This is a genomic window from Mesorhizobium bavaricum (genome assembly GCF_056781655.1).
On the sequence record NZ_CM165566.1, the window covers coordinates 1,202,831 to 1,226,748 of the forward strand.

The window sequence follows — 23,918 nt, forward strand, 5'->3', positions numbered from 1 at the left end:
GGCAGTCTCAAAAACGAAAAAGCCGCGGCGGACCGCGGCTTTTCGATGCTTGATTCCCTAGGAGGAAACTGGAGCGGGTGAAGCGATTCGAACGCTCGACCCCAACCTTGGCAAGGTTGTGCTCTACCCCTGAGCTACACCCGCTCACACGGCGTCTTGGCCGCAAGCCGGGCCTATATGGCTGAAGAGCGCGGCGATTGCAACAGGGAAATGTCAGGCTTTTTGTAAGGTGGCAGGCGGCGCCGGCAAGCCGCCGGCACCAATGCATATCGCCCAAAAGTGGCTCCGGTTTTGGGAGAACGACATGTATAAAGACAAAGAGGCTAAAGCGCGTCGCCCTAATCCGTTCAAACGCGACGCGCTTTAGGCGACCGGCGCGTTCGCCGCGATGTCGCATGACGGTCTTGTGTCGGCCGCCCTGTTGGCCGTAAACGGCTTGGCAGGAAACGGGACGAAGACAAAACCGATGCCGAAGACCGAAGCCGACCTGATGGAATTTCTCGCCGAACTCCGGATCGCTGCCTCGACGCGGCGCCATCCGCCGCTGTTCACGGTCGCCGATTCGCAGGCGCTGCGTGGCGAAATCGCCGGCGGGCACACGAAAAACCTGTTCCTGAAGGACAAGAAGGACAATTTCTTCCTGGTCACCGTCGGCGAGGACGCCGTCGTCGACCTGAAGCAGATCCACCAGCTGATCGGCGCCGCGAGCCGCGTTTCCTTCGGCAGGCCGGAGATGCTGATGGAGCTGCTCGGCGTGACGCCGGGCGCGGTCACGATCTTCGGCCTGATCAACGACACGGCGGGCCGGGTCAAGGTCGTGCTCGACAGCGCGCTGATGCAGCATGCGGTGATCAACGCGCATCCGCTGACCAATGAGGCGACGACGTCGGTCGCAGCGGCGGACCTGATCAGATTCGTCGAGGCAACCGGGCACGATGCTGCTATCTTGAAAGTCTCCGCGTGATCGCCACATGGATGGCTTGAAACCGATTGTCTGAGAGGATGTGGCGGCCGCGCCACGGAAGGGTAAAGAGATGAGCGACAACAATCCGTTTGGCGGCCCCTTTGGCGGCACTGGCGGCCAGTATGCCACCACCGTGCAGTATGGCGGAGCCGCGGCTGCGCGCGAGAAGGCCGCGCCTAGTGATACGGCGTTGGCCCCCGCTGGCGCCCCCACAGGCGATGTCATCAAGGACACGACGACCGCCGCCTTTGCCGCCGACGTCATCCAGGAATCGCGCCGCCAGCCGGTGCTGGTGGATTTCTGGGCGCCGTGGTGCGGACCTTGCAAGCAGCTGACGCCGCAGCTGGAAAAGGCGGTCAAGGCCGCCGGCGGCCGGGTCAAGCTGGTCAAGATGAACATCGACGACCATCCCTCGATCGCCGGCCAACTCGGCATCCAGTCGATTCCCGCGGTCATCGCCTTCAAGGACGGCCAGCCCGTCGATGGCTTCATGGGCGCCATCCCCGAGAGCCAGATCGCTGAATTCATCACCAAGGTCGGCGGCAAGGGCAATGGCGCGCCGCCGGTGGCCGAGGCCTTGGCCGCGGCGGCCGAAGCGCGCGAGGCCGGCGACATGCAGACGGCGGCCGATATCTACGATGCCATCCTGGCGCAGGCGCCGGAGACGATCGAGGCGATTGGCGGGCTGGGCGACCTGTTGTTCGAGGCCGGCGACACCGAGGGTGCCGAGGCCCTGTTGGCAACAGCGCCGGAGGCGAAGAAGGATGCGCCGCCGCTGGCGGCCCTGCGCGCCAAGATGGCGCTTGCGGCGCAAGCGGCAGCGCTCGGCAACCCGGCCGAGTTCGAGCGCCGCCTGGCGGAAAATCCCAAAGACCATCAGGCGCGTTTCGATCTGGCCATGATCCAGAACGCCAACGGCGACCGCACGGCCGCCGCCGACAATCTGCTGGCCATCATCAAGGCTGACCGGAGCTGGAACGAGGACGGCGCCAGGACGCAATTGCTGCAGCTGTTCGAGGCCTGGGGCATGACCGACGAGGCGACGCTTGCGGCGCGCCGCAAATTGTCGGCCCTGCTGTTTTCCTGAGGGTTGTTTTTGCCGTACGGGCTTGCGGCGGGCGATGATTGCGCCAGATTACCAGACCTCAATGCATGTCGCGCAAAAGTGGTCACGGTTTTGTGAGAGCGACATGCACAGAACAACACCCGCTTCCCTATGGAAGCGATCGGAGGAATGAGGTGCAAGCGGGAAACGCGCATTACCGGCTCGCCAAGGATTTGCCGTCGACGATACCGATCTTTCCGCTCGAGGGTGCGCTTTTGTTGCCGGGAGGCCGCATGCCGCTCAACGTCTTCGAGCCGCGCTACCTGCAGATGGTGGACGAGGCCATCGCCGGCTCGCGGCTCATCGGCATCATCCAGCCCCGTCTCGACGGCGCGCTGCGCGACGACGGCGAGCCGGAGCTCTGCAATGTCGGATGCGCCGGGCGCATCATCGCCCTGTCCGAGTCCGGCGACGGCCGCTACCTGATTTCGCTGCAAGGCGTATGCCGGTTCCGCATCGCCCACGAGCTAACGGTCAAGACCCCGTTTCGCCAGTGCAAGCTGGCGCCCTTCCTTGCCGATCTCGACGAGGACCAGGCGGCGAACGAGATCGACAGGCCATCGCTGCTCAAGGCATTTCGCGCCTATCTGCAGGCCAATGACCTGGAGGCCGACTGGGAAAGCGTCAGCCGGGCCGAAAACGCCATGCTGGTCAACGCGCTGTCGATGATGGCGCCCTACGGGCCGGCCGAGAAACAGGCGCTGCTCGAAGCGGCGGATTTGAAGACCCGGGCCGAAACGCTGATCGCCATCACCGAAATGGCGCTGGCGCGCGAGAATGAGGATTTTGGTTCGAGCCTGCAATAGGGGCCGGGGGAGAGTGACCACATGGCGGCGGATGGACGTGACGGGAAGAAGATCAATGTCGACCCCAAGCTGCTGGAGCTGCTGGCCTGCCCGCTGACCAAGGGGCCGCTGAGCTGGGATCCGGAGCGCGGCGAACTGATCTCCAGGGTCGCCAAGCTCGCCTACCCGGTGCGTGACGGCATCCCGATCATGCTGCCTTCCGAAGCGCGGACGCTCTCCGTGGAGGACGTGCTGTCGCCGCCGCGTTTGGGTGGGCCGGCTTGAACGAGGGCGTCTTTGCCGGCGGCGCAAAAGGTTGCCGGAGGCTGGCGGAAGGATCGCCGGCGTTCACCCCGGAGGCCGTGCCCTACTGAAAATTGCGTCCCTTGGGCATGACCTTTTCCGCCTCTTCCGACAGCGTTGCGAGGTCCTGTCTAATCGGCGCGTTGCTTAGCGGGGGCCGGCTGTCGCGATCCGGACCCCTGGCGTCCGGCGAACCGGCGACCGGCAGGCTGGCCTGGCTGACCTTCTCCAGCAGCACGGTCAGCCAGGGCGTCAGGTCCTCGATCTTCTCCGCGACGATATGTATGACATCCGATTCCGATTGCAGTTTGCCGGTGACGCGGACGAACCTGGCGCCCATGATGACGGGCCGATAGCGGTCGAAGGTTCTCTGCCAGATGATGATGTTGGCGACGGCCTTGTCGTCCTCCAGCGTCAGGAAGATCGCGTTGCCCTTGCCCGGGCGCTGGCGCACCAGCACGAGGCCGGCGACGGAGACACGCCTGCCATCGCGCACGGATGGCAATCGGGCATTGGGCGTGACGCCGGCCCGGTCGAGCCGCTCGCGCAGGAAGGCGACCGGATGCGCCTTCAGCGACAGGCCGAGCGAGCGGTAGTCGTGGATGACATGTTCGCCGAGCGGCATTTTGGGCAGCTTCGTCTCGGGCTCCAGCTCGCGCAGGCGGATATCCTTCTGGTCGAACAGCGGCAGCTTTTCAGCAGCGCTCTTGCCGTCGAGCGCGCGCACCGCCCACAAGGCTTCACGACGATCAAGGCCAAGCGAGCGGAAGGCGTCGGCCTGCGCCAGCTTCTCGATCTCGTCGACATCGAGGCCGGAGCGCAGCCAGACATCCCTGACCGACTCGTAGCCTGAACCGCGCCGCTCGACGAACAGGTCCATGCGCTCCTCCGACAGGCCCTTGATCTGCCTGAAGCCGAGCCGCAGCGCATGGTCTGTGTCGATGACACCACGCATCGTGGCGTGGCGTTCGAGGATGCGGGCCGGGTCGAAGGGCGCTTTTTCCAAAGTGCAGTCCCAGACGGAGAAATTGACGTCGACGTCGCGGACGTCGACACCATGGTCACGCGCGTCACGGACGAGCTGGGCCGGCTGGTAAAACCCCATCGGCTGCGAATTCAGGATCGCGGCGCAGAACACGTCGGGATAGAAGGTCTTGAACCAGCAGGAGGCATAGACGAGCAGCGCGAAGGAAGCGGCATGGCTTTCGGGAAAGCCATATTCGCCAAAGCCCTCGATCTGCTTGAAGCAGCGCTCGGCGAAGTCCTTCGTGTAGCCTTTGCCGATCATGCCGTCGATCATGCGCTGGCGATAATTGCCGATCGTGCCGGTGCGCTTGAAGGTGGCCATGGCGCGGCGCAGTTCGTCGGCTTCGCCCGGCCTGAAGCCGCCGGCGACGATGGCGATCTTCATCGCCTGTTCCTGGAACAGCGGTACACCAAGCGTCTTGCTAAGGATCGCCTCCAGCTCCGGCTTTTGATACTCGGCTGCCTCCTTGCCTTGCCGTCGGCGCAGGTAGGGATGAACCATATCGCCCTGGATCGGGCCCGGCCGGACGATCGCCACCTCGATGACGAGATCGTAAAAATTCTCTGGCTTGAGACGCGGCAGCATCGACATCTGGGCGCGGGATTCGATCTGGAAGACGCCGAGCGTGTCGGCGCGGCAGATCATTTTGTAGACCTGCTTATCCTCCGGCGGCAGGGTGGCCAGCACATAGGGCTGCCCATACGCATCCCGCGCATCTGGATAGTGATCCGTAAGCAAGGTGAAGGCGCGCTTCAGGCAGGTCAGCATGCCGAGCGCCAGCACGTCCACTTTCAGGATCTTCACCGCGTCGAGATCGTCCTTGTCCCATTCGACCATCTTGCGCTCGTCCATCGCCGTCTTGACGATGGGCACGATCTCGTCGAGCCGGTCCCTGGTGATGACGAAGCCGCCGACATGCTGCGACAAATGACGGGGAAAGCCCATGATCTCGTTGGCGCGTTCGATCACGTGCCGCGACACCGGGTCGGTGCGGTCGAGGCCGCCGGCGCGGGCTTCCTTCTCGCCGAGCTCCGAGGTCGACCAGCCCCAGATCGAGCCGGACAACGACCCCCTGACATCCTCGGACAGGCCCATTGCCTTCGACACTTCGCGCAGCGCCGAGCGGCCGCGATAGCTGATGACGGCGGCGGCCAGTGCGGTGCGCTTGGCGCTGTATTTCTCGTAGATGTACTGGATGACGATTTCGCGTTTTTCATGCTCGAAGTCGACGTCGATGTCGGGCGGCTCGTTCCTCTCCTCGGAAATGAAGCGCTCGAACAGCGTGTCGATCCGCTCCGGTCCGACTTCGGTGATGCCGATGCAGAAGCAGACGATCGAATTGGCGGCCGAACCACGTCCCTGGCAGAGGATGTCCTGGCTGCGGGCGAATTGGACGATGTCATGGACCGTCAGGAAATAGCGGGCGTAGTTGAGGCGTTCGATCAGAGCGAGTTCCTCCTCGATGCGCCCGGTCACGGATGCAGGCACGCCCGCCGGATAGCGGTTGGCCGCCCCTTCCCGCGCCAGCCGTTCCAGCTCGGCCTGCGGCCCGAGACCCGATTGCGTCGGCTCGTCGGGGTAGTTGTACTGGAGGTCACTGAGCGAGAAGGTCAGCTCCTGCGCAAAGCGCAAGGTCTCGGCCAGCGCCTGTGGATGCCTGCGGAACAGGCGCGCCATTTCCATCGGCGGCTTCAAATGGCGCTCGGCATTGGCGGCCAGCTGCAGTCCGACCTCGGCGACGGGCGTGTTGAGGCGGATCGCGGTCAGCACGTCCTGCAACGGGCGCCGTTCGGCCGTGTGGTAGAGAACGTCGTTGGTCGCCATCAGCGGGATGCCGGCACTTTCCGCCATCGCCGCTGCCTGCTCGATCCGGAAACGGTCATTGCCCGCATAGTCCGGCGAAACGGCCAGACGGAGGTTTCTTCCGAAACGATCCTTGAGCCGGCGAAGCAAAGCGAGACTGTCTTCCACGCCCGCCGACAGATCGGGCAGGACCGCGAGCGACATCAGGTCTCCCCATTCGAGCAGGTCGCTGCGCCGGAGAAGGGTGGCGCCCTTTTCGTTTTCGTCGCGCAGATTGGCTTGCGTCAGCATGCGGCAGAGATGCCCCCAGCCCTTGCGGTCCTGCGGATAGGCGAGAATGTCCGGCGTGCCGTCACCAAAAACCAGCCGGCAACCGGGGTGATAGGAGAGCGTCTCGACCCTGGCCTGCTGCCAGGCGCGCACCACGCCGGCCACCGTGTTGCGGTCGGCAAGCCCGATCGCCGAGAAGCCCATCAGCTTGGCCGCGACCACCAGCTCCTCCGGCTTGGAGGCGCCGCGCAGGAAGGAGAAATTCGACTGGATGCCGAATTCTGCATAGGGAATGACGGTCAGCGCGTTCATGCGAAGACCCCATGCATGAACCAGCGCGGCGGGATTTGAGCGCCGCCATAAAGACCTTGCCGGTAGAGCCAGTAGCGGCGGCCGTCGGCATCCTCGATGCGGTAATAGTCACGCGTCGATGCCGCCTCGTCGCTCGCGGCCTCGCGCCACCATTCCGCGGCGATGCGTTCCGGCCCCTCTGCACGCGTCACCCGGTAGAGCGCGCGGCGCCAGCGGAAGTTCAGCGGCGGTCCCTCCGGCATTTCGGTGGCCGGCACATCGATGGGTTCGGGCGCGCGGAAAAGCCGGATCGGCCGTTCCGGCGGGAAGATGGTCGTCGGCGCCTGCATCCTGTCCGGCTTCTTCGGCGGCGTGGTCCGGCGCGGGGCCTCGGTGAAGGGGATCGTGGCGACGGCGCGCTCCGGCAGATGGCTTTCGACGACGACCGGCTGCAGGACCGCGCCCTCGCCGAGCCGGGCGCGGATGCGGTCGGCGAACAGCGCGATATCGGCCCCGTCGTCGGTTACCTCGCCGGCAAGGTCGGCCTGCTGCATGTCGAAGGCGGCGGCCGTCAGCACCGAGAGCCGCACCAGATCGAAGCCATAGCCGGCATCGATATCCTGCTCGAGCGCGGCCAGCCTTTCATGGAACAATTTCTGGATCAGCGAGGGTTCACGCATCGGCCGCGAGGTGCCGATGGCAATGCGGCTGACGGCGCCGTCGACACGAAACAAGAGCAGCGCCAGCGTCCTGGCACCCTCGCCGCGACGCTCGAGGTCGGTCTTCAATGCCGTCGCCAGCATGCCGACCAGCCGTTCGATGTCCTCGGTCAGGGTGACGGGCTCGCTGAGATGGCGTTCGACCGAAAGCGGCGCGACGGGAAGGCGCGGCGAGACCGCCTCGTCGAGACGACCAAGCGCCTGGTCGAGGCGCAAAAGCAGCGAGGCGCCGAAGCGGCGGGCGAGCGGCGCGCGCGGTGCCGCCATGACGGCGCCCGCCGTGCGCAGGCCGACGCTTTCCAGGCTGGTGCGGGTCGCCGGTTCGATGCGCAGTGCTGTCAGCGGCAAGGGCGCGAGCAGCGCTTCCTCCTCGCCGCCAGCGACGATGCGGTCGCCGGAAAACCGTGCCGCCGCCCAGGCCGCGCCCGGTGTCGCGGCAAGCCCGGCGCGGACATCGAAACCCTGATGGAAGAAGCGCGACAGGATGTCGTCCAGCATGGCGCGTTCGCCACCGAAAAGATGGGTGCAGCCGGTGACGTCGAGAAACAGGCCGTCCGTTGCGTCCAGCGCCACCAGCGGTGTGTAGCGGTCGCACCAGTCGGCAAGGCCTTCGAGCAGGCGACGGTCGGCCTGCGGATCGGCCTCGACGATGTCGATCGAGGGGTGCATGGCGCGCGCGTCGGCAATGCCCATGTCGCGCTTCAGGTGCAGTGCTTTAGCCCGCTCGTCGAGGGCCGAGATGCGCTGCGCGTTCCCACGGCGATGGCTGATCACCAGCGGCAGGTGATCCGACGGCCGGGAACGCCAGGACCGCCCCAGACGCTGCCGCAGGATCCTTTCCACTGCCAGATAGGGAAACCACAGGGACAGGATTCTTTGCTCTTTCCTCGCCCCTTCTTTCATCGAATCCGCGTTCATCGGGGTTCCACTCCAGTGTGAATTGTCCAGGCAGGGCCGTGCGGCTCTTGCCGATGGTGATGGTGAAGGCCGGGCGGCCGATCGAGCCGGCCAGTGGCCCGGCGATGGTGTCGCGCGGCACAGCCGGCGCCGACGCGACAATGAGACGAACCGGTGCCGCCGTCGGTTCGGGCCCGGCGGCCTGCCGCAGCAGGAACACCGGCCGGCCGGCACTCTGTGCCCTTGCATGCAGCCGGCGGGTTGCGGTCAGGTCGAGCCGCTGCGGATTGCCGCGGATCTCGAGGATGACGGCGGCGAGCGCCGTCATCTTTGCAGCCTCTTCGGCGACCCACAGCGCATCGATAAGTTTTGGCGCCTCGGAAAACAGCAATTGCTCGGGCTCGATGCCGAACGAGGCATGAAGCCCCCTGGCATAGGGAAAGCCCGCCTCGCGGAAAATCTCCGATGTGCCGATCCACAGCACCGGCAGCCCTTGTGTCCGCTTGAGGATCAGGCTTGTCAGCGACAAAGCGAAGCCGGCGACGGCTCCGGCATCGCGGGTTTCAATGCCATGGATTTCGCTCAAGGCGGCTTTCGGCAGGCCGCCGCTCAGGGCGGCATCGAGCCGCTCGACGCCGGTGGGCAGGAACGCATCCGGCAAAGCCGCGGCAACGCCGCGCCGGATGATGGTGAGATCGGCGCTGACATCGGCATCAGGGGTCGCGCCGACCGGCGCCTGCAGGCGCTCGGGTAGCGTTCCCTCGATCTTCGCGATCTGGCGGCGCAGGGCAAAAACAGTCTCCTGCGCCACGGCGGTCATCGCCATGACGGTCAGCTTCCACTCACAATTGTTCCTGTTATGTTCCTATAGATTCCAGAGGGGACCCCAAGAGTCAAGCAGAGTCATGGGGAATTTATTCCTCTACAGTCGTTTGATCTAGCGCTGGCCGCCCAAGGCCAGTCGTGCCGCAAGCCCTGCAAAGACGGTTCCCAGCAGAATCTGCGGCGCCCGCCGAAACCGCATGCGCCTCGACAAGGCCGCACCGATCCGGCTTGCGGTCAGGATGACCAGGCCATTGACCACCAGCCCGATCAGGTTGAGCACGGTCGCAAGCACCAGGATCTGTGCCGCCACCGAACCGGCCTGCGGCTGCACGAACTGCGGGAAAAGCGCCAGCACGAACAGCGCCATCTTCGGGTTGAGCAGATTGGTCAACAATCCCTGCCGGAAGATGCGGCCTTGCGAGTAGCGCGGCAGGCCAGTGACCGGTGCAAGCGCTGTTCCATCGGAGCGGAACGCCTTCCAGGCGAGATAGGCGAGGTAGGCCGCTCCGGCATAGCGGACGATGTCGTAAGCGATGGGCGCGGCAAGGAACAGTTGCGACAGGCCGAAGGCGGCGGCCAGCGCATGGCAATAGGTGCCGGTGGCGATGCCGGCATAGGTCGCAAGGCCCGAGGCGCGCCCCTGGCTGGCGCTGCGGGATGCGATCAACAGCATGTCCGGCCCCGGCGTCGCGGTCAGAGCGAGGCAAGCAATGGCGAAAAGTCCAATGATGGAAAGGTCCGGCATGAGAACTCCTGTTACATGGCCGGAACTGACCCCTACGCGATTCCTCCGCGGCGGCAAAGCACCCGAAGCCGGAATTGCCGGCATCATTTGCCGATTCCGGTGCGAAAGCCTATATGCCGGGATCAAAGGACAAAGCATGGCCCGCATCTACAAGACCCGCACCTGGCACGACGAACTCTCGCCTTCGATGGAGGAGATGGAGTTCCTTGCGCTGGAGGCTTACGCGCATCTGCCGGAGGATTTTCGCAAGCTGACCGGCGAGATCGTCATCCAGATCGCCGAATTCCCGACCGACGAAATCATGGACGACCTGTCGCTGGAAACGCCGTTCGACCTGCTCGGCCTGTTCGAGGGACGCGGCATTGCCGAACGCTGGAATCCGCAGACCGGCGAAGGTCCGAACCGCATCACGCTCTACCGCCGCGCCATCCTCGACTACTGGTCCGAGAACGAGGAGACGCTGGGCGACATCGTCACCCACGTGCTGATCCACGAGATCGGCCACCATTTCGGTCTCTCGGATGACGATATGGAGAAGATCGAAGAGGCGGCCGAGTAAACTAATTCCTACGTCGGGCCATCATTTCCCAATGAGTGTCACGAAATGCTTTAGTACGTTCTGCGCAGTCTGCTCTTCAGTATGTCCGGCCACTGCCCATTGCGCAAAGTGTCCATCAATGTACATGCGTGCGAGCCCGTAGACGAGCGCCCTCGCGGCAATCTGGGTCTCTGTTATGTCGTCTGACCGGAGCATGTTTCGTCGCTGCGCTTCTGCCATCGACCCTTCCATTAGCGAACGTACCGCTTCGTTATCGTGACGCAGCGACTCCGAACTATCCCAATCAATAAGACTGCGTGTCGAGATGATCTGGAAATGGGTGGGGTTTCGAATTGCCCAGCGCAAATAGGCGATTCCAACAGCGGCAAAGCGCTCAATCGGGTCGTCCGTCGCAACGTTCTCGACTGCATTCGTAATCTCCGAGCGGAATCGGCTCATTGCCTGCTCTGCGACAGCCGTCATCAATGCGGTCTTGTTGCTGAAGTGGCGGAATGGGGCGCCGGGGGAAACGCCGGCACGCTTCGCGGCTTCGCGCACGCTCACATTGTCGGGGCCACCTTCCTCGACTAGTTGAACCGCGGCATCGATCAGCGTGTCGCGCAAATTGCCATGGTGGTAGCTGGGGCGGCCAGTCGTCTTGGCTTTTGCCATCTCATTCCCTTCGTTCCGTTGACTTCACGCGTCTGTAGCATGATTTCGCGATTTATGTAATCATTGTTTACATCTCTGAGGAGACCATGTAAGCAGTGATTACAGATGGGATCGGAACAGGCCTGCGGTCTTCGCGGCTCCCGAATTCCCGATGAGGAGATGAACATGCTCGCCAGAACCGCCGAACCCCGCCGTCCGCAATCGGTCATTTCGAAGAGTCCAGCCGAAGAACCTCAGCACGAGGAGAATTTCGCGATTGTTCAGTCGAGCGCGGCTGTGCCCAGCGTCACGCTTTATCGGCTTGCCTCCGTCGCAGGGATGGGAAGCGCGCTTATTCTTCTGGTCAACGCGGCTAAACGCAGCTCGCTCATCGCGACCACCGATCTGACGCAACTTCTCGCACCAGTCGCCGAGATATTGGCGCTTGGTCTTGTCATAGGCTTGTTTCTTGCGTTTGGCCGGCGCGCGGGCTTGTTCGGCACTATCGCGTTTGTCATCAACTTCGTTGCATTGGCAAGCTTGGTAGGCGTGGAAGTGGTGATCAATCTCATATTTTCGAAACTTCCGCTGACGACCATCATCGACCTGCGAGCCGGGCCGCTCGGACTGGCTCTGGTCGTCAGTTCGGTTCTTTTTCTGCTTGGAACGCTCGCGTTTGTAATCTCTCTTGTCGTTGCAAGAGGCGTGCCGCGCATTCCTCTCGCCCTCTATTTCATTGGCGCGGCGCCTATCGCGCTCCGTGCGTTCGTGCCGGAGTGGGCTCTTGACCTGGGCTTGGTAACGCTTGCGGCAGCGATCGCCTGGCTGGCGGGGTGGTTGTGGATGCGAGCGCCTACCAGTCGCTGAGCTTGGTGTCGGGCCCGTATTCCTGACCGTCGATATCCTTGACCACGGCCTGGCCGCAGCGCATCGTTTTGGCTTTCTTGTCGTAGGCATAGGTCGGCGAGCCGAACAGGTGCCAGCCCTTGTTCAGCGCCGCCGTCACCTTGTGGCAGAAGCTGGCATCGTCCGGGCCAGTGAGAAAGCGGTAGAGTTTCATGTCTCAAGTCCTGTCGTATGTGCGCCCATAGCCCGAGAGCATAGGGCCGATATCATGCGCCGATGGCGGTCGCCTTCGCCAGTAGTTTTTCAGCCTGCGCCAGATGCAGCCGCTCGACCATCCTGCCGTTCAGCGCGATCACGCCCTTGCCGGCGTTCTCCGGAAGCGCGAAGGCATCTTTCACCAGGCGCGCCTCGGCCAATGCCTGCGTGGACGGCGCGAAGGCGCGGTTCGCGGCTTCGATCTGGGCCGGGTGGATGAGGGTCTTGCCGTCGAACCCCATGGCGGCCGCTTCCGTGCATTCACGGCCGAAAGTGTCAAGATCGCGGAAATCATTGAAGACGCCGTCGAGCATGTCGAGGCCGCCAGCGCGCGCGGCCAGCACCATCTGCATCAGCCACGGCACCAGATAGCGCCGGTCGGGCGTCGCCAGAACGCCGGTGTCGTTGAGCAGATCATTCGTTCCGGCAACGAAACAAGCCAATCGCGAAGCCGGGTCGCGGCCAAGCTCGGCGATGGCGCCGATGTTGAGCATGGCCTTGGGCGTCTCGATCATCGCCCACAGTTTGACGCTGTCGGGAGCAAAATTGTCGTCGAGCACATCGCCGGCTTCGAGCAGGTCACGCGGCGTGTCGACCTTGGGCAGCAGGATGCCGTCGGGCTCGCAGCCCGCAGCGGCCAGCAGGTCGTCGGCGCCCCATTCGCTGGCCAGCACATTGATGCGCACCACCATCTCGCAGCGGCGGCCAAGGTGGTTGGCAACCGGGCGGTTGGCGAGAATGCCGGACAGTTTTTCGCGTGTCGCAATCTTGTCGGCCGGAGCGACTGCGTCCTCCAGGTCGATGATAACGGTGTCGCAGGCAAGCTGCGCGATCTTGGCCAGCGCCTTGTCGTTGGAGGCCGGGACGTAAAGCACCGAACGGCGCGGGTGATAGGTTTCCATGAGTGATCTATGCCGTCTGCAGGTGGTCGAGGCAAGTCGGCGCAGGGCATCACTTTTGAGTCCACCAATTGTCAGAGTTGGCGCAGCCCTCATTGCCCTGCCGGCCATTTCTCCCCGCAGAACGGGGAGAAAGAGGCCGGCCGCAGCTTGGCGAAACCATCGACAACAGCGTCCCTCGCCCCGTTTACGGGGAGAGGATGCCGGCAGGTGAGGGGCAGCGCAGACGCCCGGGAGGATGACGGGGCGGCCCCTGCACGAAAACTGCACACGCTTGCGGAAAACCTCCTCGGATGCGCCGCGCCGTCTCCCTGCCAGCCTGCGAGAAAGGCGGCATGCAACAGCGAGCAAAACCCCGTTGGTCCCTGCCCGGCAGGCTGCGCAGCGAAGGCTGGTGGCTGGTCGATCCGCAGCGCGCGAATCCCGTGGAGATCCTCATCCCTTTTGCCCGCAATTGCCCGCCGACCGTCCGGCTGGAAGCCATCAGGAAGGCCCGATCATGACAGCGTTCTTCTCCGCCGCGCCGAGCTATTGCGCCCGCCTCGGCGTTGCCGTGCTGCTGGTCGCACTGGCGGATTTTCTCTTCTACGGCCAGCCCGCCGGCATCACGATTTTCCTGTTCGCCATCCTGATTGCCGCCGCGGTCGTGGCCGTGCATCCCGCTGCCTTCAGCGACGGCCGGCTGTGGATCAAGCCCGCCGTGCTGCTTGTCGCGTTGCTGCCGCTCGCCGAAAACGTCAGCGCCTTGTCGGTGTCGATCGCGCTTGCGGCCATGATCGTCTTCGCGCTTTCGCTCAGCGGGCGGCTGCGGCACCGGATCGCCCGCATCGCCGGCCAGATCGCGCTGTTCGGGCTGGCGGCGCCGTTCCGGTTCATTGGTGATTTCATCCGCTGGCGCAAGACGGCGCGCCGATTCGGCCGCCGCCGCGTCCGGTTGGCGGCGCTCGCCGTCTGGGTGATGCCGCTGACCCTGGGCGCGGTCTTCCTGGCGCTGTTCGGCGCCGCCAATCCGGTCATCGACTACTGGCTGTCGCTGATCGACCTTCTGAAGCTGCTCGATCTCGTCCAGCTCACGCGGATTGTCTTCTGGCTGTTCGTGCTGGTCTGTGTCTGGGCCTTTCTGCGGCCACGCCTGCCGCGCCTGGTTCGTCGCATCCCGCGCGCGGCACCAGCGGTGGTCAGCACTCAAGCAGAGAAAACCACCACCATCGAGGACATCCTCTTCGGCAAAGCCGCCATCCTGCGCGCGCTTGTTATCTTCAACATGCTGTTTGCACTGCAGACCGGGCTCGACGCCGCGTATCTGTGGGGCGGGGCAGCACTTCCCGACGGGCTGAGCTACGCCGCCTATGCGCATCGCGGCGCCTATCCCTTGATCGTCACCGCGCTGCTTGCCGCCGGCTTTGTGCTGGCGGCGCTGCGGCCGGGCAGCGCGACATCGGCCGATCCGCTCATCCGCCGGCTGGTCTATGCCTGGGTGGCGCAGAACATCATGCTGGTCATCTCGTCGATCCTGCGGCTCGACCTCTATATCGGCATCTATGCGCTGACCTACTGGCGGGTCGCCGCTTTCGTCTGGATGGGGCTGGTGGCGGCCGGCCTTGCCCTGATCATCGCCCGCATCGCGCTTGGAAAATCCAATGAATGGCTGCTGTCCGCCAATCTTCTGACGTTATCTCTGACGCTTTATGCCGGCTGTTTCATCAATTTCGCAGCAACGATCGCCAATTACAATGTCGACCATTCCCTCGAAATGACCGGCCAGGGCATTTCTCTCGACGCCTGGTATGTACGCTCGCTCGGCCCGGGCGCGTTTCCGGCGCTGGATCGCTTCCTCGATCATCAAAGCCGGACGTCTGCCGCCAACAACCCCGTCTTGCGCGAACTGGCAGGGCGGCGCGGCAGTGACGAAGGCTGGTATCGCACCCTCCAGCAGAACTGGCGGGCCTGGAGCTTTCGTGACTGGCGTTTGCTTGCCTATCTCGACACGAGGGGGCCGCTCGTGGTTCCTGACGCCAGCAAATCTTTAGGGCCGGGCCGCTGATCCATGCCGCATCACATCCTCGTCGCCGACGATGATCCGCATATCCGCGAGGTGATCTGCTTCGCGCTGGAGAAGGCCGGCATGAAAACGCAGGCGGTGGCCGATGGTGCCGCCGCCTTGCAAGCGATCGGACGCCGGGCGCCAGATCTCGTCGTGCTCGACATCGGCATGCCGGAGATGGACGGGCTGGAGGTCTGCCGGCGGCTGCGTCACACGTCCGATGTGCCGGTGCTGTTCCTGTCGGCGCGCGACGAGGAGATCGACCGCATCCTCGGGCTCGAAATGGGCGGCGACGACTATGTGACAAAACCGTTCAGCCCGCGCGAGCTGGTCGCCCGCGTCAACGTCATCCTGCGGCGCGCCCGCCCGGCGCCGGCCGAACCGGCCGACGACAGGCAATTCGCGCAGGGCAAGCTCGCCTTGGCGCCGGCCAGCCATAGCGCCAGCTTCGACGGCAAGCCGCTTGCGCTGACGGGCATAGAGTTCTCGATCCTGAAGGGGTTTTTGGCGCGGCCGACGCATGTGCTCGACCGCGACGCGGTGATGGCAAACGCCTATGCGGCGAACATCCACGTCGCCGACCGCACCGTCGACAGCCATATCCGCAACATCCGCGCCAAGCTGGCGGCGGCGGGTTGCCTGGATGCCATCGAGACCGTGCATGGCGTCGGCTTCCGGCTCGGCCGATGCGGCTGACGGCCTCTCGCAAATGGATCGGCCGCAAATGGAGGCCTCGCCTCGCCACGGTTGTCGTCGCCATCCTGATCCTGGTGATGGCGCTGCCGCTGGTCGGCCTGTTCTTCTTCCGGCTCTACGAGAACCAGCTGATCCGCCAGACCGAGGCGGAGCTGATCGCGCAAGGTGCTGCCATTGCCGCCATCTATGCGCAGGATGTGCGTGACGCCGGCATTGCCGCCGCCAAGCTCGGCGCACCGATGCCCGAGGCACACAAGGATGCGAGCCGCAGCGTCAATCCGGATCCTTTGTACAGGCCGATCGAACCCCGCCTCGATCTCGCCTCGGACTACGTTCTCCCGACCCGGCCGGCGGCACAAACCGCGACCATCGATCCCGCCTTCGCGGCGATCGGCGCGCGCCTGTCGGGCATTCTCGATGCGACGCAGAAAACCACGCTGGCCGGCTTCCGGCTGCTCGACCCCAGGGGCGTCGTCATTGCCGGGCGCAACGAGGTCGGGCAGTCGCTGGGCGGGGTCGAAGAGGTGCGGGAGGCGCTTGCCGGCCGCTATGCCAGCGCCCTCAGGCTGCGCATCCCCGACCAGCCGGCGCCGCCGCTCTATTCGGTCAGCCGCGGCACCAAGGTGCGTGTCTTCGTCGCCCTGCCGGTGGCCGTCGACGGCCAGGTCGCCGGCGTGGTCTATGTGTCACGGACGCCCAACAACATCGTCAAGCATCTCTATGGCGAGCGCGGCAAGGTGACCCTGGCGGCAATCGCCATCCTTGGCGGCACGCTGCTCATCGGGCTGGTCTTCCTGCGCACCGTCAGCGGGCCGATCTATGCGCTGATCGACCGCACAGAGCGTATCGCTGCCGGCGATCGCGCGGCGATCCGGCCGCTCGACCACCATGGCACCTACGAAATGGCGGAGCTGTCCGCCGCCTTCCTCGACATGGCCGAAAAGCTGCAGGCGCGCTCGGACAGCATCCAGACCTTTGCCACCCATGTCTCGCACGAGCTCAAATCGCCGCTGACGGCGATCCAGGGCGCGGCCGAGCTGCTGCGCGATTCCGGTTCAGCGATGGACGAGACGGAGCGGCGGCGCTTCTCCAACAATATCGTCACCGATGCGGGGCGGCTCAACCTGCTGGTGCGCCGGCTGCTCGACCTGGCGCGGGCCGAAAATCTCGCGCCGAGCGGCGAGAGCACCTCGCTTGGCGCCGCACTGGCACTGCTGCCCGCCGATATCAGGCTGGCGGTTCGCGTCGAGGCCGGCGGCGAGATCGGCCTGCGCATGTCGGCCGAGAACGCGGCAATCGTGCTTGCCAATCTCATCGACAATTCCGCCAGGCACGGCGCAACGCTGGTTTCGATTGCTGCGGCGAGCGCAAGCGGCAAGGCGACGGTGCTGGTCAGCGACGATGGCGCCGGCATTTCGCCGAGCAACCGGGGCCGCATCTTCGAGCCGTTCTTCACCACTCGGCGTGATTCCGGTGGCACCGGCATGGGCCTCGGCATCGTGCTGGCCCTCCTGAAAGCGCATGATGGTATGATCCGGCTGGTTGACTCCGAACGCGGCACGCGCTTCGAGATTGTTTTGCCGGTCGCGTGATCTTCTATCAGCGGCTCGAACCGGAAAGGGCATAAAAGCGTGCGCTACGACATCGTCATCATCGGCGGGGCCATCGTCGGGTCCTCGATCGCCTATTATCTGCGCGAGGAAGGGTTTTCGGGCTCGATCGCGCTGATCGAGCGCGATCCGCAATTCGCGCACGCGGCAACGACACTGTCCTGCGCCTCCATTCGCCAGCAGTTCTCCATCCCCGAAAACATCCGCCTGTCGCAGTTTACGCTAAAACTGTTCCGGCGGTTGACGGAAGAGTTCGGCACCGATGCCGATATCGGCTTTCGCGAGGGCGGCTATCTCATCCTCGCCGGCGAAAACGGATTGCCGATCCTGAAAGCCAATCACGAGGCGCAGATGGCCGAGGGCGCCGACATCGTGCTCGAGGATGCGGATGCGCTGGTGCGCCGCTTCCCGTGGCTGTCGGCCGAAGGCATCACCGCTGGCGCCTATGGCCGAACTGGTGAGGGCTGGTTCGATGCGCACGCGATGCTGATGCTGTTCCGCAAGGCACTGCGCAGCAAGAAGATCGATTTCATCACCGCCGATGTCACCGGCATCGAGCGGCAGGGCGACCGCGTCACCAGCGTCAGCCTCGACAATGGCGAGACGCTCGAAGCCGGTACCGTCATCAACGCCGCCGGGCCGAATGCCGGCAAGGTGGCAGCGATGGCCGGGCTGGTGCTGCCGGTCGAGCCGCGCAAGCGCAACGTCTTCGTCTTCGAGGCGCGCGAGAAATATGCCGACATGCCGCTGCTGGTCGACCCTTCGGGCATCTATGTGCGGCCGGAAGGCTCGGTCTACATCACCGGCGGCGCCGAGCCGGAAGAGGGCGACGGTCCCGCCGACCCCGCCGATTTCGAGCCCGACTGGCCGCTGTTCGAAGAGGTCATCTGGCCAGTGCTGGCGACCCGCATCCCGGCCTTCGAGGCGATCAAGCCGACGCGCGCCTGGGCCGGCCATTACGACTACAACACGCTCGACCAGAACGCGGTGATCGGCCCGCACCCGCAAGCCGGCAATTTCCTGTTCGCCAACGGTTTTTCCGGCCACGGCCTGCAGCAGGCGCCGGCGGTCGGCAAGGCGCTGGCCGAGCTGATCGTGCATGGCGGCTACCGCACGGTGGACTGCTCGGCGTTCGGGTATGGCCGGGTTGCGGAGGGGCGGGCGTTTAGGGAATTGAATGTGATTTGAGAGAGCCGCGCGGCTAAGCCGCCGCCCGTCTACCCGCCCCGAAATAAGCCTGCAGCCAGCTCAGCACCCGTCCCCAGCCTTCGGCATGTTCAGCCGCCGCTTGCTCCAGCCCGGCAAAGCCGCCATGGCAGATGGTGAGGCGCGTGCCGGTGGCGATCGGCTGCAGCAGCCAGGCGACCGTGGTTTGCCGCCGGCCAAGCGTCGGATGGTCCCAGGCATAGGCTCGCGTCTGCACGATCCAGCGCGGCGCTTCGATCTCGAGGAATTCGCCGCCGACCGGCAAGTCCCTGCCGTCGGCCGTGCGGACGACAACCGTCCAGCGGCCGCCGACGCGAAGGTCGGCCGACCAGTCGGCCATGCTAAAGGTGTCGGCGGACCCCCACCATTGCTCGATTTCTCTCGTGACCAGCGCGCGGAAGATGCGTTCCACAGGCGCTTCGATCTCGGCTGACGCCATGATCGTCTCGCCATTCGTCATGCTCTGTACCTCGAGGACGTGCATCATCGGTGCCTCTCCGTTTTGTTTCGGTATCGAAACGAGTCTTCACCCTTTTGATGGCGGACGCTCGAAACCCTTGCCGGTCTCGAGTAGGCTCTTGAGGCTCGCCAGCACCAGCGGCCAGCCCTTGGTGACATTCGGGATCAGCCGGTGCGGGCCGTCGGCCTCGTGGGTGACGGCAAGCTTCATCAACTCGCCGTCCTGTTCGATGGCGAAGGTGCAGCGCGTGTAGCCATCTTCCTTGACCTCCGGCATCCATTCATTGCGCCATTTGATGACCAGGCGTCGCGGCGGGTCGATTTCGAGGATCTCGCCGCTGTCGGCGACGCTGCCGTCGGGGAAGATGAGTTTCCAGCTGGAGCCGACCTTCCACTCGCTCTCCTGATGGGAGCAGAGGAAGAACTGCCGGTTGAACTCCGGATCGGTCAGCGCCTCCCAGAGTTTTTCGGGCGTGGTGCGGATGTAGGTCACGTAAACGAAGCTGTTGCTCATCAGTCTTCCCTTTCGAGGCGTTTCTTCAGGTCACTCAATGCATCCAGCCGATGGCGCTCGAACTTGCCGATCCAGCGTTCGGCGATCTCGTTGATCGGAACCGGGTTGAGGTAGTGCTCCTTCTCGCGCCCCTTGCGAATGGTGGTGACGAGGTTGGCTTCCTCCAGGATCACCAAGTGCTTGGTCACCGCCTGGCGCGTCATGTCCATCTCACCGCACAGCGCGTTCAGCGTCTGCCCGTTCCTGGCATGGAGGCTGTCCAGCAATTGCCGGCGTGTCGGGTCGGCCAAGGCGCGAAAGACTGCATCCATGCTCATGGCTTTAATATGCAACCATTTGGTTGCATGTCAAGGCACAGTTTCCACGCCGTTTGACGGCTGGATGCGGGCACAGGGGAAAAAAATATCAGCCCTTGCGGGAGAACCAGAAGGCGTCAGGCATGCGCTTCATGCCGATCCGCTCGTAAAAGCCGACGGCGTCGGGCATCGAGATCAGGCTGATGGCGACGGATGGCCCGAGCTGCCGCCGCGCCTCGTCCATCAGGCCCTTGCCAATGCCGAGCCCCTGCGCCGATTGGGAGACGGCGAGCTCCGAGATGTAGCAGACCCAGGAAAAGTCGGTGAGGGCCCTGATAACGCCGATCAGCGGCTTGCCCTCCACGTCGAGACGCGCGGTCAGCACCAGATTGGCACTCGAAAGCATCTCCTGCAGGCGGGCGCCGTCATCGACGGGGCGTGTCTCGCCGAGGCCGGATTCCACCAGCACACGGCGGAATTCGGCGAGGTCGAGCGCGGGCTCGCGTGCATAGAGCACATGGGAGTTTTCTGCCATGACCGCCAGACTGTACCATCGATCGGCGAATTCGAAGTCGTTTCGCGCGGCTGGCTTGGCCGCCATGCACAAACAGTTGCCTTTTATTTGCCTGCGGCTTTGTGTAAACGGTGCGTCAGCAATCCCCCCGCAACGAAAACACGGGCAAAAGCCATGGAAAAATTCACCAAGCTCACCGGCGTCGCCGCTCCGATGCCGATCGTCAATGTCGACACCGACATGATCATCCCCAAGGATTATCTCAAGACGATCAAGCGCACCGGGCTCGGCACCGGCCTGTTCGCCGAAATGCGCTACAATGACGACGGTTCGGAAAATCCGGATTTCGTGCTCAACAAGCCGGCCTACCGCAAGGCGCAGATCCTGGTCGCCGGCGACAATTTCGGCTGCGGTTCGAGCCGCGAGCATGCGCCGTGGGCGCTGCTCGATTTCGGCATTCGCTGCGTCATCTCGACCTCGTTCGCCGACATCTTCTACAACAACTGCTTCAAGAACGGCGTGCTGCCGATCACCGTCAGCCCCGAGGATCTCGAAAAGTTGATGGATGACGCCTCGCGCGGCTCGAACGCCACCCTGTCGATCGACCTCGAGGCCAAGGAAATCCGCGGCCCCGATGGCGGCGTGGTCGCGTTCGATCTCGACGACTTCAAACGGCACTGCATGCTCAACGGCCTCGACGATATCGGCCTGACCATGGAGAAGGCCGGCGCCATCGCATCGTTCGAGAAGCGCAACGCTGAACAGCGCCCTTGGGCTTGAAACACACAGCCTGACCAGGTTTTCGCCCCGCGCGCCTTTTCCTGCGCTGCGGTGCGGACTGATGTTTCGTTTCCATGATGACCGGCTATGATCTCAGGAAACGGAGGATCATCATGACTCGCTCGCTTCTTGCCGGCGCCTGTGGGCTGGCGTTTCTTCTGCTGACGGCAGCTGTAGGCCAGGCCCAGACGCAGACGCCCGCGGCGCAGCTGGCGCCATCGGCCGAGAAGCCTGCCGCCGATCAGGGTACGGGCGCCGCCGATGCTTCCGACGATGACAAGCAGGCGCCTGTGCCGTTCGAGGGCGGCCAGCTGACCATCACCCAGCCGGAACAGGACGGTGAGAAAGTGCTTGCCTATGATGGCCAGCAGCTGGCCACCAATTACGACGTATTCTTCGATAGAATAGTCGAGGTCGGCGGCGTCAAGGTGGCGCTGTTCGATGTCGGCGATGGCGGCAACCAATGCGGCCCGGCCACCGTGATCGTCTGGAAGCCGGAAGGCGGCACCATCCAGAGCACGACGGTCGAACAGGACGAGTGCGGCGCGCCGCCGTCGGCGGTGTCCGACAACGCCATCTATTTCGTGCCCTATCTGTTGCCGGGTGATGAGAAGCCGGCTTTGCGATGGTCGCCGACCGAGGGGCTGACGACTGCCGGCAATCTGTCCTACATGCCGGAACCCGGCACGAACTGGAAAGACATCAATCCGGAAAAGTACCAGAACATCATCGACGCCTTCCACAACGAGGCCGTCTACAAGGAAGCGCAAAAGCTGCTCGGCAAGGACATGCCCGACATGGCGACCAGCCTGCTGGTCGGCGGCGGCACGGAAAAGACCGCCTCAGGCGCCTTCTACGCCAGCGGCTGCGTGCCGCATGACTGCGGCGGCAATGACGGCTTCATGGCGGTCGACCCAGCCAACCACAAGCTCTATTTCGCTCGCCGCGGCGACAAGCCCGAGCCCGACGCCTGGCCGGCGGTGGCGACGTGGCCGGCGGATGTGAAGGAGGCGCTGGACAAGGCGCTGGGGTCGGCGAACTGATTGCATCTCTTGCGCGCGTGTCTGCCGCTTTGGAGGAATGTGATGGTGCGGACACTTCTCTCGGGTACCTGCGGGCTGGCTGTTGTGCTGATATTGGTCGCGAGTGCGTTTTCGCAAACGCAGGCGCTGGGCGTTGCCGACGAGCCGACGTCGGTTCCGTTCGAAGGCGGTCAGCTGACCATCACCCAGCAGAAGCAATACGGAGAAAAATTACTGGCCTTCGACGGCAAGGAGTTGGCCCGCAACTATGTGGTCGACATCGACAAGATCGTCGACCTTGGGAATGTCAAGGTGGCGCTTGTCAACGTCTTCGACGGCGGCAATCTGTGCAGCCCGGCCAAGGTGATTGTATGGAAGCCGAAAGGCGGCATGATCCGGAGCACGACGGTAGATCAGAACCGATGCGGCGCGCCGGAGGCCGCGATATCCGATGGTGTGATCTATTTCGTACCTTACCTGCTGCCGGGGGCTTCGAGCGCTCTGCTGCGATGGTCACCGGTCGAGGGGCTCGTCACCTTGGGCAATGTAACCTACACGCCTGAACCCGGCACAGGGTGGAAAGATATCGATTCATCCAAGATCGATATGATTGAAATTTTCCGTAACGAAGGGGTTTACAGGGAGGCCGAAAGTCTGCTCGGCAAGAAAATTACCGAGATAGCGACCCACATGATTGTCAGCGATGGCATCAAAAAGACGGGGTCAGGAGTCTTCTTTGCCAGCGGCTGTGCACCGCACAATTGCGGGGTCGATACGTTCATGGCGGTCGATCCAACCAATCAAAAGCTATTTTTTGCCCAAATGAGCGGCGAGCCAAAGCCGGACGCGTGGCCTGCGGTAGAGACTTGGCCGGTTGATGTGGCGGAAGCCATGGACAGGGCGCTGGGGTGGGCGAATTAGGCCTTTGCACGGCATGCCTATCGCGCCGTCATTACCCTCGGCTTGACCCAGCGTCGGGACAACAGTCAACTCTGCGTGGCCTATGGTCGGAAAGTCTCCTTCCTTTCAAAATGGGCGCCACATCCTGCGAGGAGATCCATGCGAAAACTTATCTCCACCGGCTCGCCGTTCGAAAAGACAGCCGGCTATTCGCGCGCGGTGGTGCAGGGCGACTGGTGCTTCGTGTCCGGAACGACCGGCTATGACTATGCGACAATGACGATGCCGGCCACGGTCGAGGCGCAGACGCGCAATTGCCTGGCGACCATCCGCAAGGCGTTGCTGGATGGCGGCTTCGAGATCGCCGACGTGGTGCGGGCGCATTACTACATCACCGATGCCGCTTTCGTGGATATCGTCTTCCCGATCCTGGGCGAGACGTTCGGTGACGTCAGGCCGGCTGCGACAATGATCGTCTGCCAGCTCAACAAGCCGGAAATGAAGATCGAGATCGAAGTGACGGCGCTGCGGCGCACGGCATGAAAGGCGGGCAGACGATGAAAGTCCGGCGGATCGTTGCCAACATCGAGACACCAGATATCGCGGCGGCGAAGTCCTTCTACCAGGACGTGCTTGGCCTCGACGTGCTCATGGACCATGGCTGGATCGCGACCTTCGGCTCGCAAGCAAAAATGGACGTCCAGATCAGCTTTGCCGTCGAGGGCGGCTCCGGCTCGCCGGTGCCGGATCTCTCGATCGAGGTCGACGATGTCGATGCGGCGCTCGATGCGATGAAGACCGCCTGCTTTGCCATCGAATACGGCCCGGCGGACGAGCCCTGGGGCGTGCGGCGCTTCTATGTCCGCGATCCGTTCGGCAGGCTGGTCAACATTCTCTCGCATCGGTGATTGCGGTTGTGACCTGCAGGCTTGCGCGCCGGTCGCTTGGCGTTTA

27 protein-coding genes and 1 tRNA gene are annotated in these 23,918 nt (G+C 63.9%); 16 read left to right on the top strand and 12 right to left on the bottom strand.

Annotation, left to right across the window (positions count from 1 at the left end; genetic code table 11):
• Window positions 1-69: 69 nt before the first annotated feature.
• Window positions 70-144 (bottom strand) — tRNA-Gly (locus tag AC1RZR_RS05760).
• A 322-nt stretch (window positions 145-466) separates the two neighbouring features.
• Between AC1RZR_RS05760 and AC1RZR_RS05765 the strand changes: the two genes are divergently transcribed.
• The 4 genes from AC1RZR_RS05765 to AC1RZR_RS05780 all read left to right on the top strand — a co-directional run bounded on the left by AC1RZR_RS05765 (window position 467) and on the right by AC1RZR_RS05780 (window position 3,139).
• Complete coding sequence (locus tag AC1RZR_RS05765) at window positions 467-964, top strand: prolyl-tRNA synthetase associated domain-containing protein (protein ID WP_481827928.1); 498 nt, start codon at window positions 467-469, stop codon at window positions 962-964.
• A gap of 70 nt (window positions 965-1,034) precedes the next feature.
• Window positions 1,035-2,051: a thioredoxin gene (trxA, locus tag AC1RZR_RS05770; protein WP_481827929.1), complete on the top strand. Its 1,017-nt coding sequence runs from the start codon at window positions 1,035-1,037 to the stop codon at window positions 2,049-2,051.
• Window positions 2,052-2,203: 152 nt separating this feature from the next.
• Entirely contained in the window at window positions 2,204-2,875 is a 672-nt protein-coding gene (locus AC1RZR_RS05775) for an LON peptidase substrate-binding domain-containing protein (RefSeq protein ID WP_477268824.1), read from the top strand.
• Between the two features lie 21 nt (window positions 2,876-2,896).
• Window positions 2,897-3,139, top strand: coding sequence for a Trm112 family protein (locus AC1RZR_RS05780; RefSeq protein ID WP_477268825.1), 243 nt, complete (start codon window positions 2,897-2,899; stop codon window positions 3,137-3,139).
• 82 nt (window positions 3,140-3,221) lie between these two features.
• On the opposite strand, the gene AC1RZR_RS05785 is transcribed toward AC1RZR_RS05780, so the two are convergent.
• The 4 genes from AC1RZR_RS05785 to AC1RZR_RS05800 form a co-directional block, all read right to left on the bottom strand.
• A complete protein-coding gene (locus AC1RZR_RS05785; RefSeq protein WP_481827930.1) occupies window positions 3,222-6,569 on the bottom strand; it encodes an error-prone DNA polymerase in 3,348 nt (1,115 codons plus the stop codon).
• On the bottom strand, window positions 6,566-8,041 hold the full coding sequence (locus tag AC1RZR_RS05790) for a DUF6504 family protein (RefSeq protein ID WP_481827931.1): 1,476 nt from the start codon (window positions 8,039-8,041) through the stop codon (window positions 6,566-6,568). The genes AC1RZR_RS05785 and AC1RZR_RS05790 overlap by 4 nt, the downstream gene beginning before the upstream one ends.
• On the bottom strand, window positions 7,983-8,990 hold the full coding sequence (locus AC1RZR_RS05795; protein WP_481827932.1) for an ImuA family protein: 1,008 nt from the start codon (window positions 8,988-8,990) through the stop codon (window positions 7,983-7,985). Before AC1RZR_RS05795 ends, AC1RZR_RS05790 begins: the two co-directional genes overlap by 59 nt.
• Before the next feature lie 111 nt (window positions 8,991-9,101).
• Window positions 9,102-9,734 (bottom strand): LysE family translocator, encoded by a 633-nt coding sequence (locus AC1RZR_RS05800; protein ID WP_481827933.1) that lies wholly within the window; start codon window positions 9,732-9,734, stop codon window positions 9,102-9,104.
• 136 nt (window positions 9,735-9,870) lie between these two features.
• On the opposite strand from AC1RZR_RS05800, the gene AC1RZR_RS05805 reads away from it, so the two are divergent.
• A complete protein-coding gene (locus AC1RZR_RS05805; protein ID WP_111544069.1) occupies window positions 9,871-10,293 on the top strand; it encodes a metallopeptidase family protein in 423 nt (140 codons plus the stop codon).
• 21 nt (window positions 10,294-10,314) lie between these two features.
• On the opposite strand, the gene AC1RZR_RS05810 is transcribed toward AC1RZR_RS05805, so the two are convergent.
• On the bottom strand, window positions 10,315-10,944 hold the full coding sequence (locus tag AC1RZR_RS05810; RefSeq protein WP_481827934.1) for a TetR/AcrR family transcriptional regulator: 630 nt from the start codon (window positions 10,942-10,944) through the stop codon (window positions 10,315-10,317).
• A 165-nt stretch (window positions 10,945-11,109) separates the two neighbouring features.
• Between AC1RZR_RS05810 and AC1RZR_RS05815 the strand changes: the two genes are divergently transcribed.
• Window positions 11,110-11,790, top strand: coding sequence for a hypothetical protein (locus AC1RZR_RS05815; protein ID WP_481827935.1), 681 nt, complete (start codon window positions 11,110-11,112; stop codon window positions 11,788-11,790).
• Here AC1RZR_RS05815 and AC1RZR_RS05820 read toward each other — a convergent pair.
• Together AC1RZR_RS05820 and AC1RZR_RS05825 are read right to left on the bottom strand one after the other, a co-directional pair.
• Window positions 11,777-11,983, bottom strand: a complete 207-nt coding sequence (locus AC1RZR_RS05820; RefSeq protein WP_027032001.1) for a DUF1737 domain-containing protein — start codon at window positions 11,981-11,983, stop codon at window positions 11,777-11,779. The two genes, AC1RZR_RS05815 and AC1RZR_RS05820, sit on opposite strands and share 14 nt — an antisense overlap.
• A 52-nt stretch (window positions 11,984-12,035) precedes the next feature.
• Entirely contained in the window at window positions 12,036-12,926 is an 891-nt protein-coding gene (locus AC1RZR_RS05825) for an HpcH/HpaI aldolase/citrate lyase family protein (protein ID WP_481827936.1), read from the bottom strand.
• Window positions 12,927-13,216: 290 nt separating this feature from the next.
• Between AC1RZR_RS05825 and AC1RZR_RS05830 the strand changes: the two genes are divergently transcribed.
• Genes AC1RZR_RS05830 through AC1RZR_RS05850 form a run of 5 tightly spaced genes read left to right on the top strand, consistent with a single transcriptional unit; the run spans window position 13,217 to window position 18,461 of the window.
• Complete coding sequence (locus AC1RZR_RS05830; RefSeq protein WP_481827937.1) at window positions 13,217-13,426, top strand: hypothetical protein; 210 nt, start codon at window positions 13,217-13,219, stop codon at window positions 13,424-13,426.
• Complete coding sequence (locus tag AC1RZR_RS05835) at window positions 13,423-14,967, top strand: DUF4153 domain-containing protein (RefSeq protein ID WP_481827938.1); 1,545 nt, start codon at window positions 13,423-13,425, stop codon at window positions 14,965-14,967. The genes AC1RZR_RS05830 and AC1RZR_RS05835 overlap by 4 nt, the downstream gene beginning before the upstream one ends.
• Window positions 14,968-14,970: 3 nt before the next feature.
• A complete protein-coding gene (locus AC1RZR_RS05840; RefSeq protein WP_481827939.1) occupies window positions 14,971-15,663 on the top strand; it encodes a response regulator in 693 nt (230 codons plus the stop codon).
• Window positions 15,654-17,255: an ATP-binding protein gene (locus tag AC1RZR_RS05845; protein WP_481827940.1), complete on the top strand. Its 1,602-nt coding sequence runs from the start codon at window positions 15,654-15,656 to the stop codon at window positions 17,253-17,255. Before AC1RZR_RS05840 ends, AC1RZR_RS05845 begins: the two co-directional genes overlap by 10 nt.
• 39 nt (window positions 17,256-17,294) lie before the next feature.
• Complete coding sequence (locus AC1RZR_RS05850; protein WP_481827941.1) at window positions 17,295-18,461, top strand: NAD(P)/FAD-dependent oxidoreductase; 1,167 nt, start codon at window positions 17,295-17,297, stop codon at window positions 18,459-18,461.
• A 13-nt stretch (window positions 18,462-18,474) separates the two neighbouring features.
• Here AC1RZR_RS05850 and AC1RZR_RS05855 read toward each other — a convergent pair whose 3' ends face one another.
• The 4 genes from AC1RZR_RS05855 to AC1RZR_RS05870 all read right to left on the bottom strand — a co-directional run bounded on the left by AC1RZR_RS05855 (window position 18,475) and on the right by AC1RZR_RS05870 (window position 20,283).
• Window positions 18,475-18,966 (bottom strand): SRPBCC family protein, encoded by a 492-nt coding sequence (locus AC1RZR_RS05855; protein WP_481827942.1) that lies wholly within the window; start codon window positions 18,964-18,966, stop codon window positions 18,475-18,477.
• A gap of 39 nt (window positions 18,967-19,005) precedes the next feature.
• Window positions 19,006-19,452 (bottom strand): SRPBCC family protein, encoded by a 447-nt coding sequence (locus AC1RZR_RS05860; protein ID WP_481827943.1) that lies wholly within the window; start codon window positions 19,450-19,452, stop codon window positions 19,006-19,008.
• The gene (locus AC1RZR_RS05865; RefSeq protein WP_481829025.1) at window positions 19,452-19,763 is read right to left on the bottom strand and encodes an ArsR/SmtB family transcription factor; all 312 of its coding nucleotides are present in this window, start codon (window positions 19,761-19,763) and stop codon (window positions 19,452-19,454) included. Before AC1RZR_RS05865 ends, AC1RZR_RS05860 begins: the two co-directional genes overlap by 1 nt.
• Before the next feature lie 94 nt (window positions 19,764-19,857).
• Window positions 19,858-20,283, bottom strand: a complete 426-nt coding sequence (locus AC1RZR_RS05870; protein WP_481829026.1) for a GNAT family N-acetyltransferase — start codon at window positions 20,281-20,283, stop codon at window positions 19,858-19,860.
• Between the two features lie 153 nt (window positions 20,284-20,436).
• Here AC1RZR_RS05870 and leuD point away from each other — a divergent pair, with 153 nt between their 5' ends.
• From leuD to AC1RZR_RS05895, 5 genes are all read left to right on the top strand, one after another.
• Window positions 20,437-21,042, top strand: a complete 606-nt coding sequence (gene leuD, locus AC1RZR_RS05875; protein ID WP_481827944.1) for a 3-isopropylmalate dehydratase small subunit — start codon at window positions 20,437-20,439, stop codon at window positions 21,040-21,042.
• A gap of 113 nt (window positions 21,043-21,155) precedes the next feature.
• A complete protein-coding gene (locus tag AC1RZR_RS05880; protein WP_481827945.1) occupies window positions 21,156-22,085 on the top strand; it encodes an Ivy family c-type lysozyme inhibitor in 930 nt (309 codons plus the stop codon).
• Window positions 22,086-22,127: 42 nt separating this feature from the next.
• Window positions 22,128-22,985 (top strand): Ivy family c-type lysozyme inhibitor, encoded by an 858-nt coding sequence (locus tag AC1RZR_RS05885; RefSeq protein ID WP_477268840.1) that lies wholly within the window; start codon window positions 22,128-22,130, stop codon window positions 22,983-22,985.
• Between the two features lie 138 nt (window positions 22,986-23,123).
• Complete coding sequence (locus AC1RZR_RS05890; RefSeq protein WP_481827946.1) at window positions 23,124-23,507, top strand: RidA family protein; 384 nt, start codon at window positions 23,124-23,126, stop codon at window positions 23,505-23,507.
• Between the two features lie 14 nt (window positions 23,508-23,521).
• The gene (locus tag AC1RZR_RS05895; protein WP_481829027.1) at window positions 23,522-23,872 is read left to right on the top strand and encodes a VOC family protein; all 351 of its coding nucleotides are present in this window, start codon (window positions 23,522-23,524) and stop codon (window positions 23,870-23,872) included.
• Window positions 23,873-23,918: the final 46 nt, after the last annotated feature.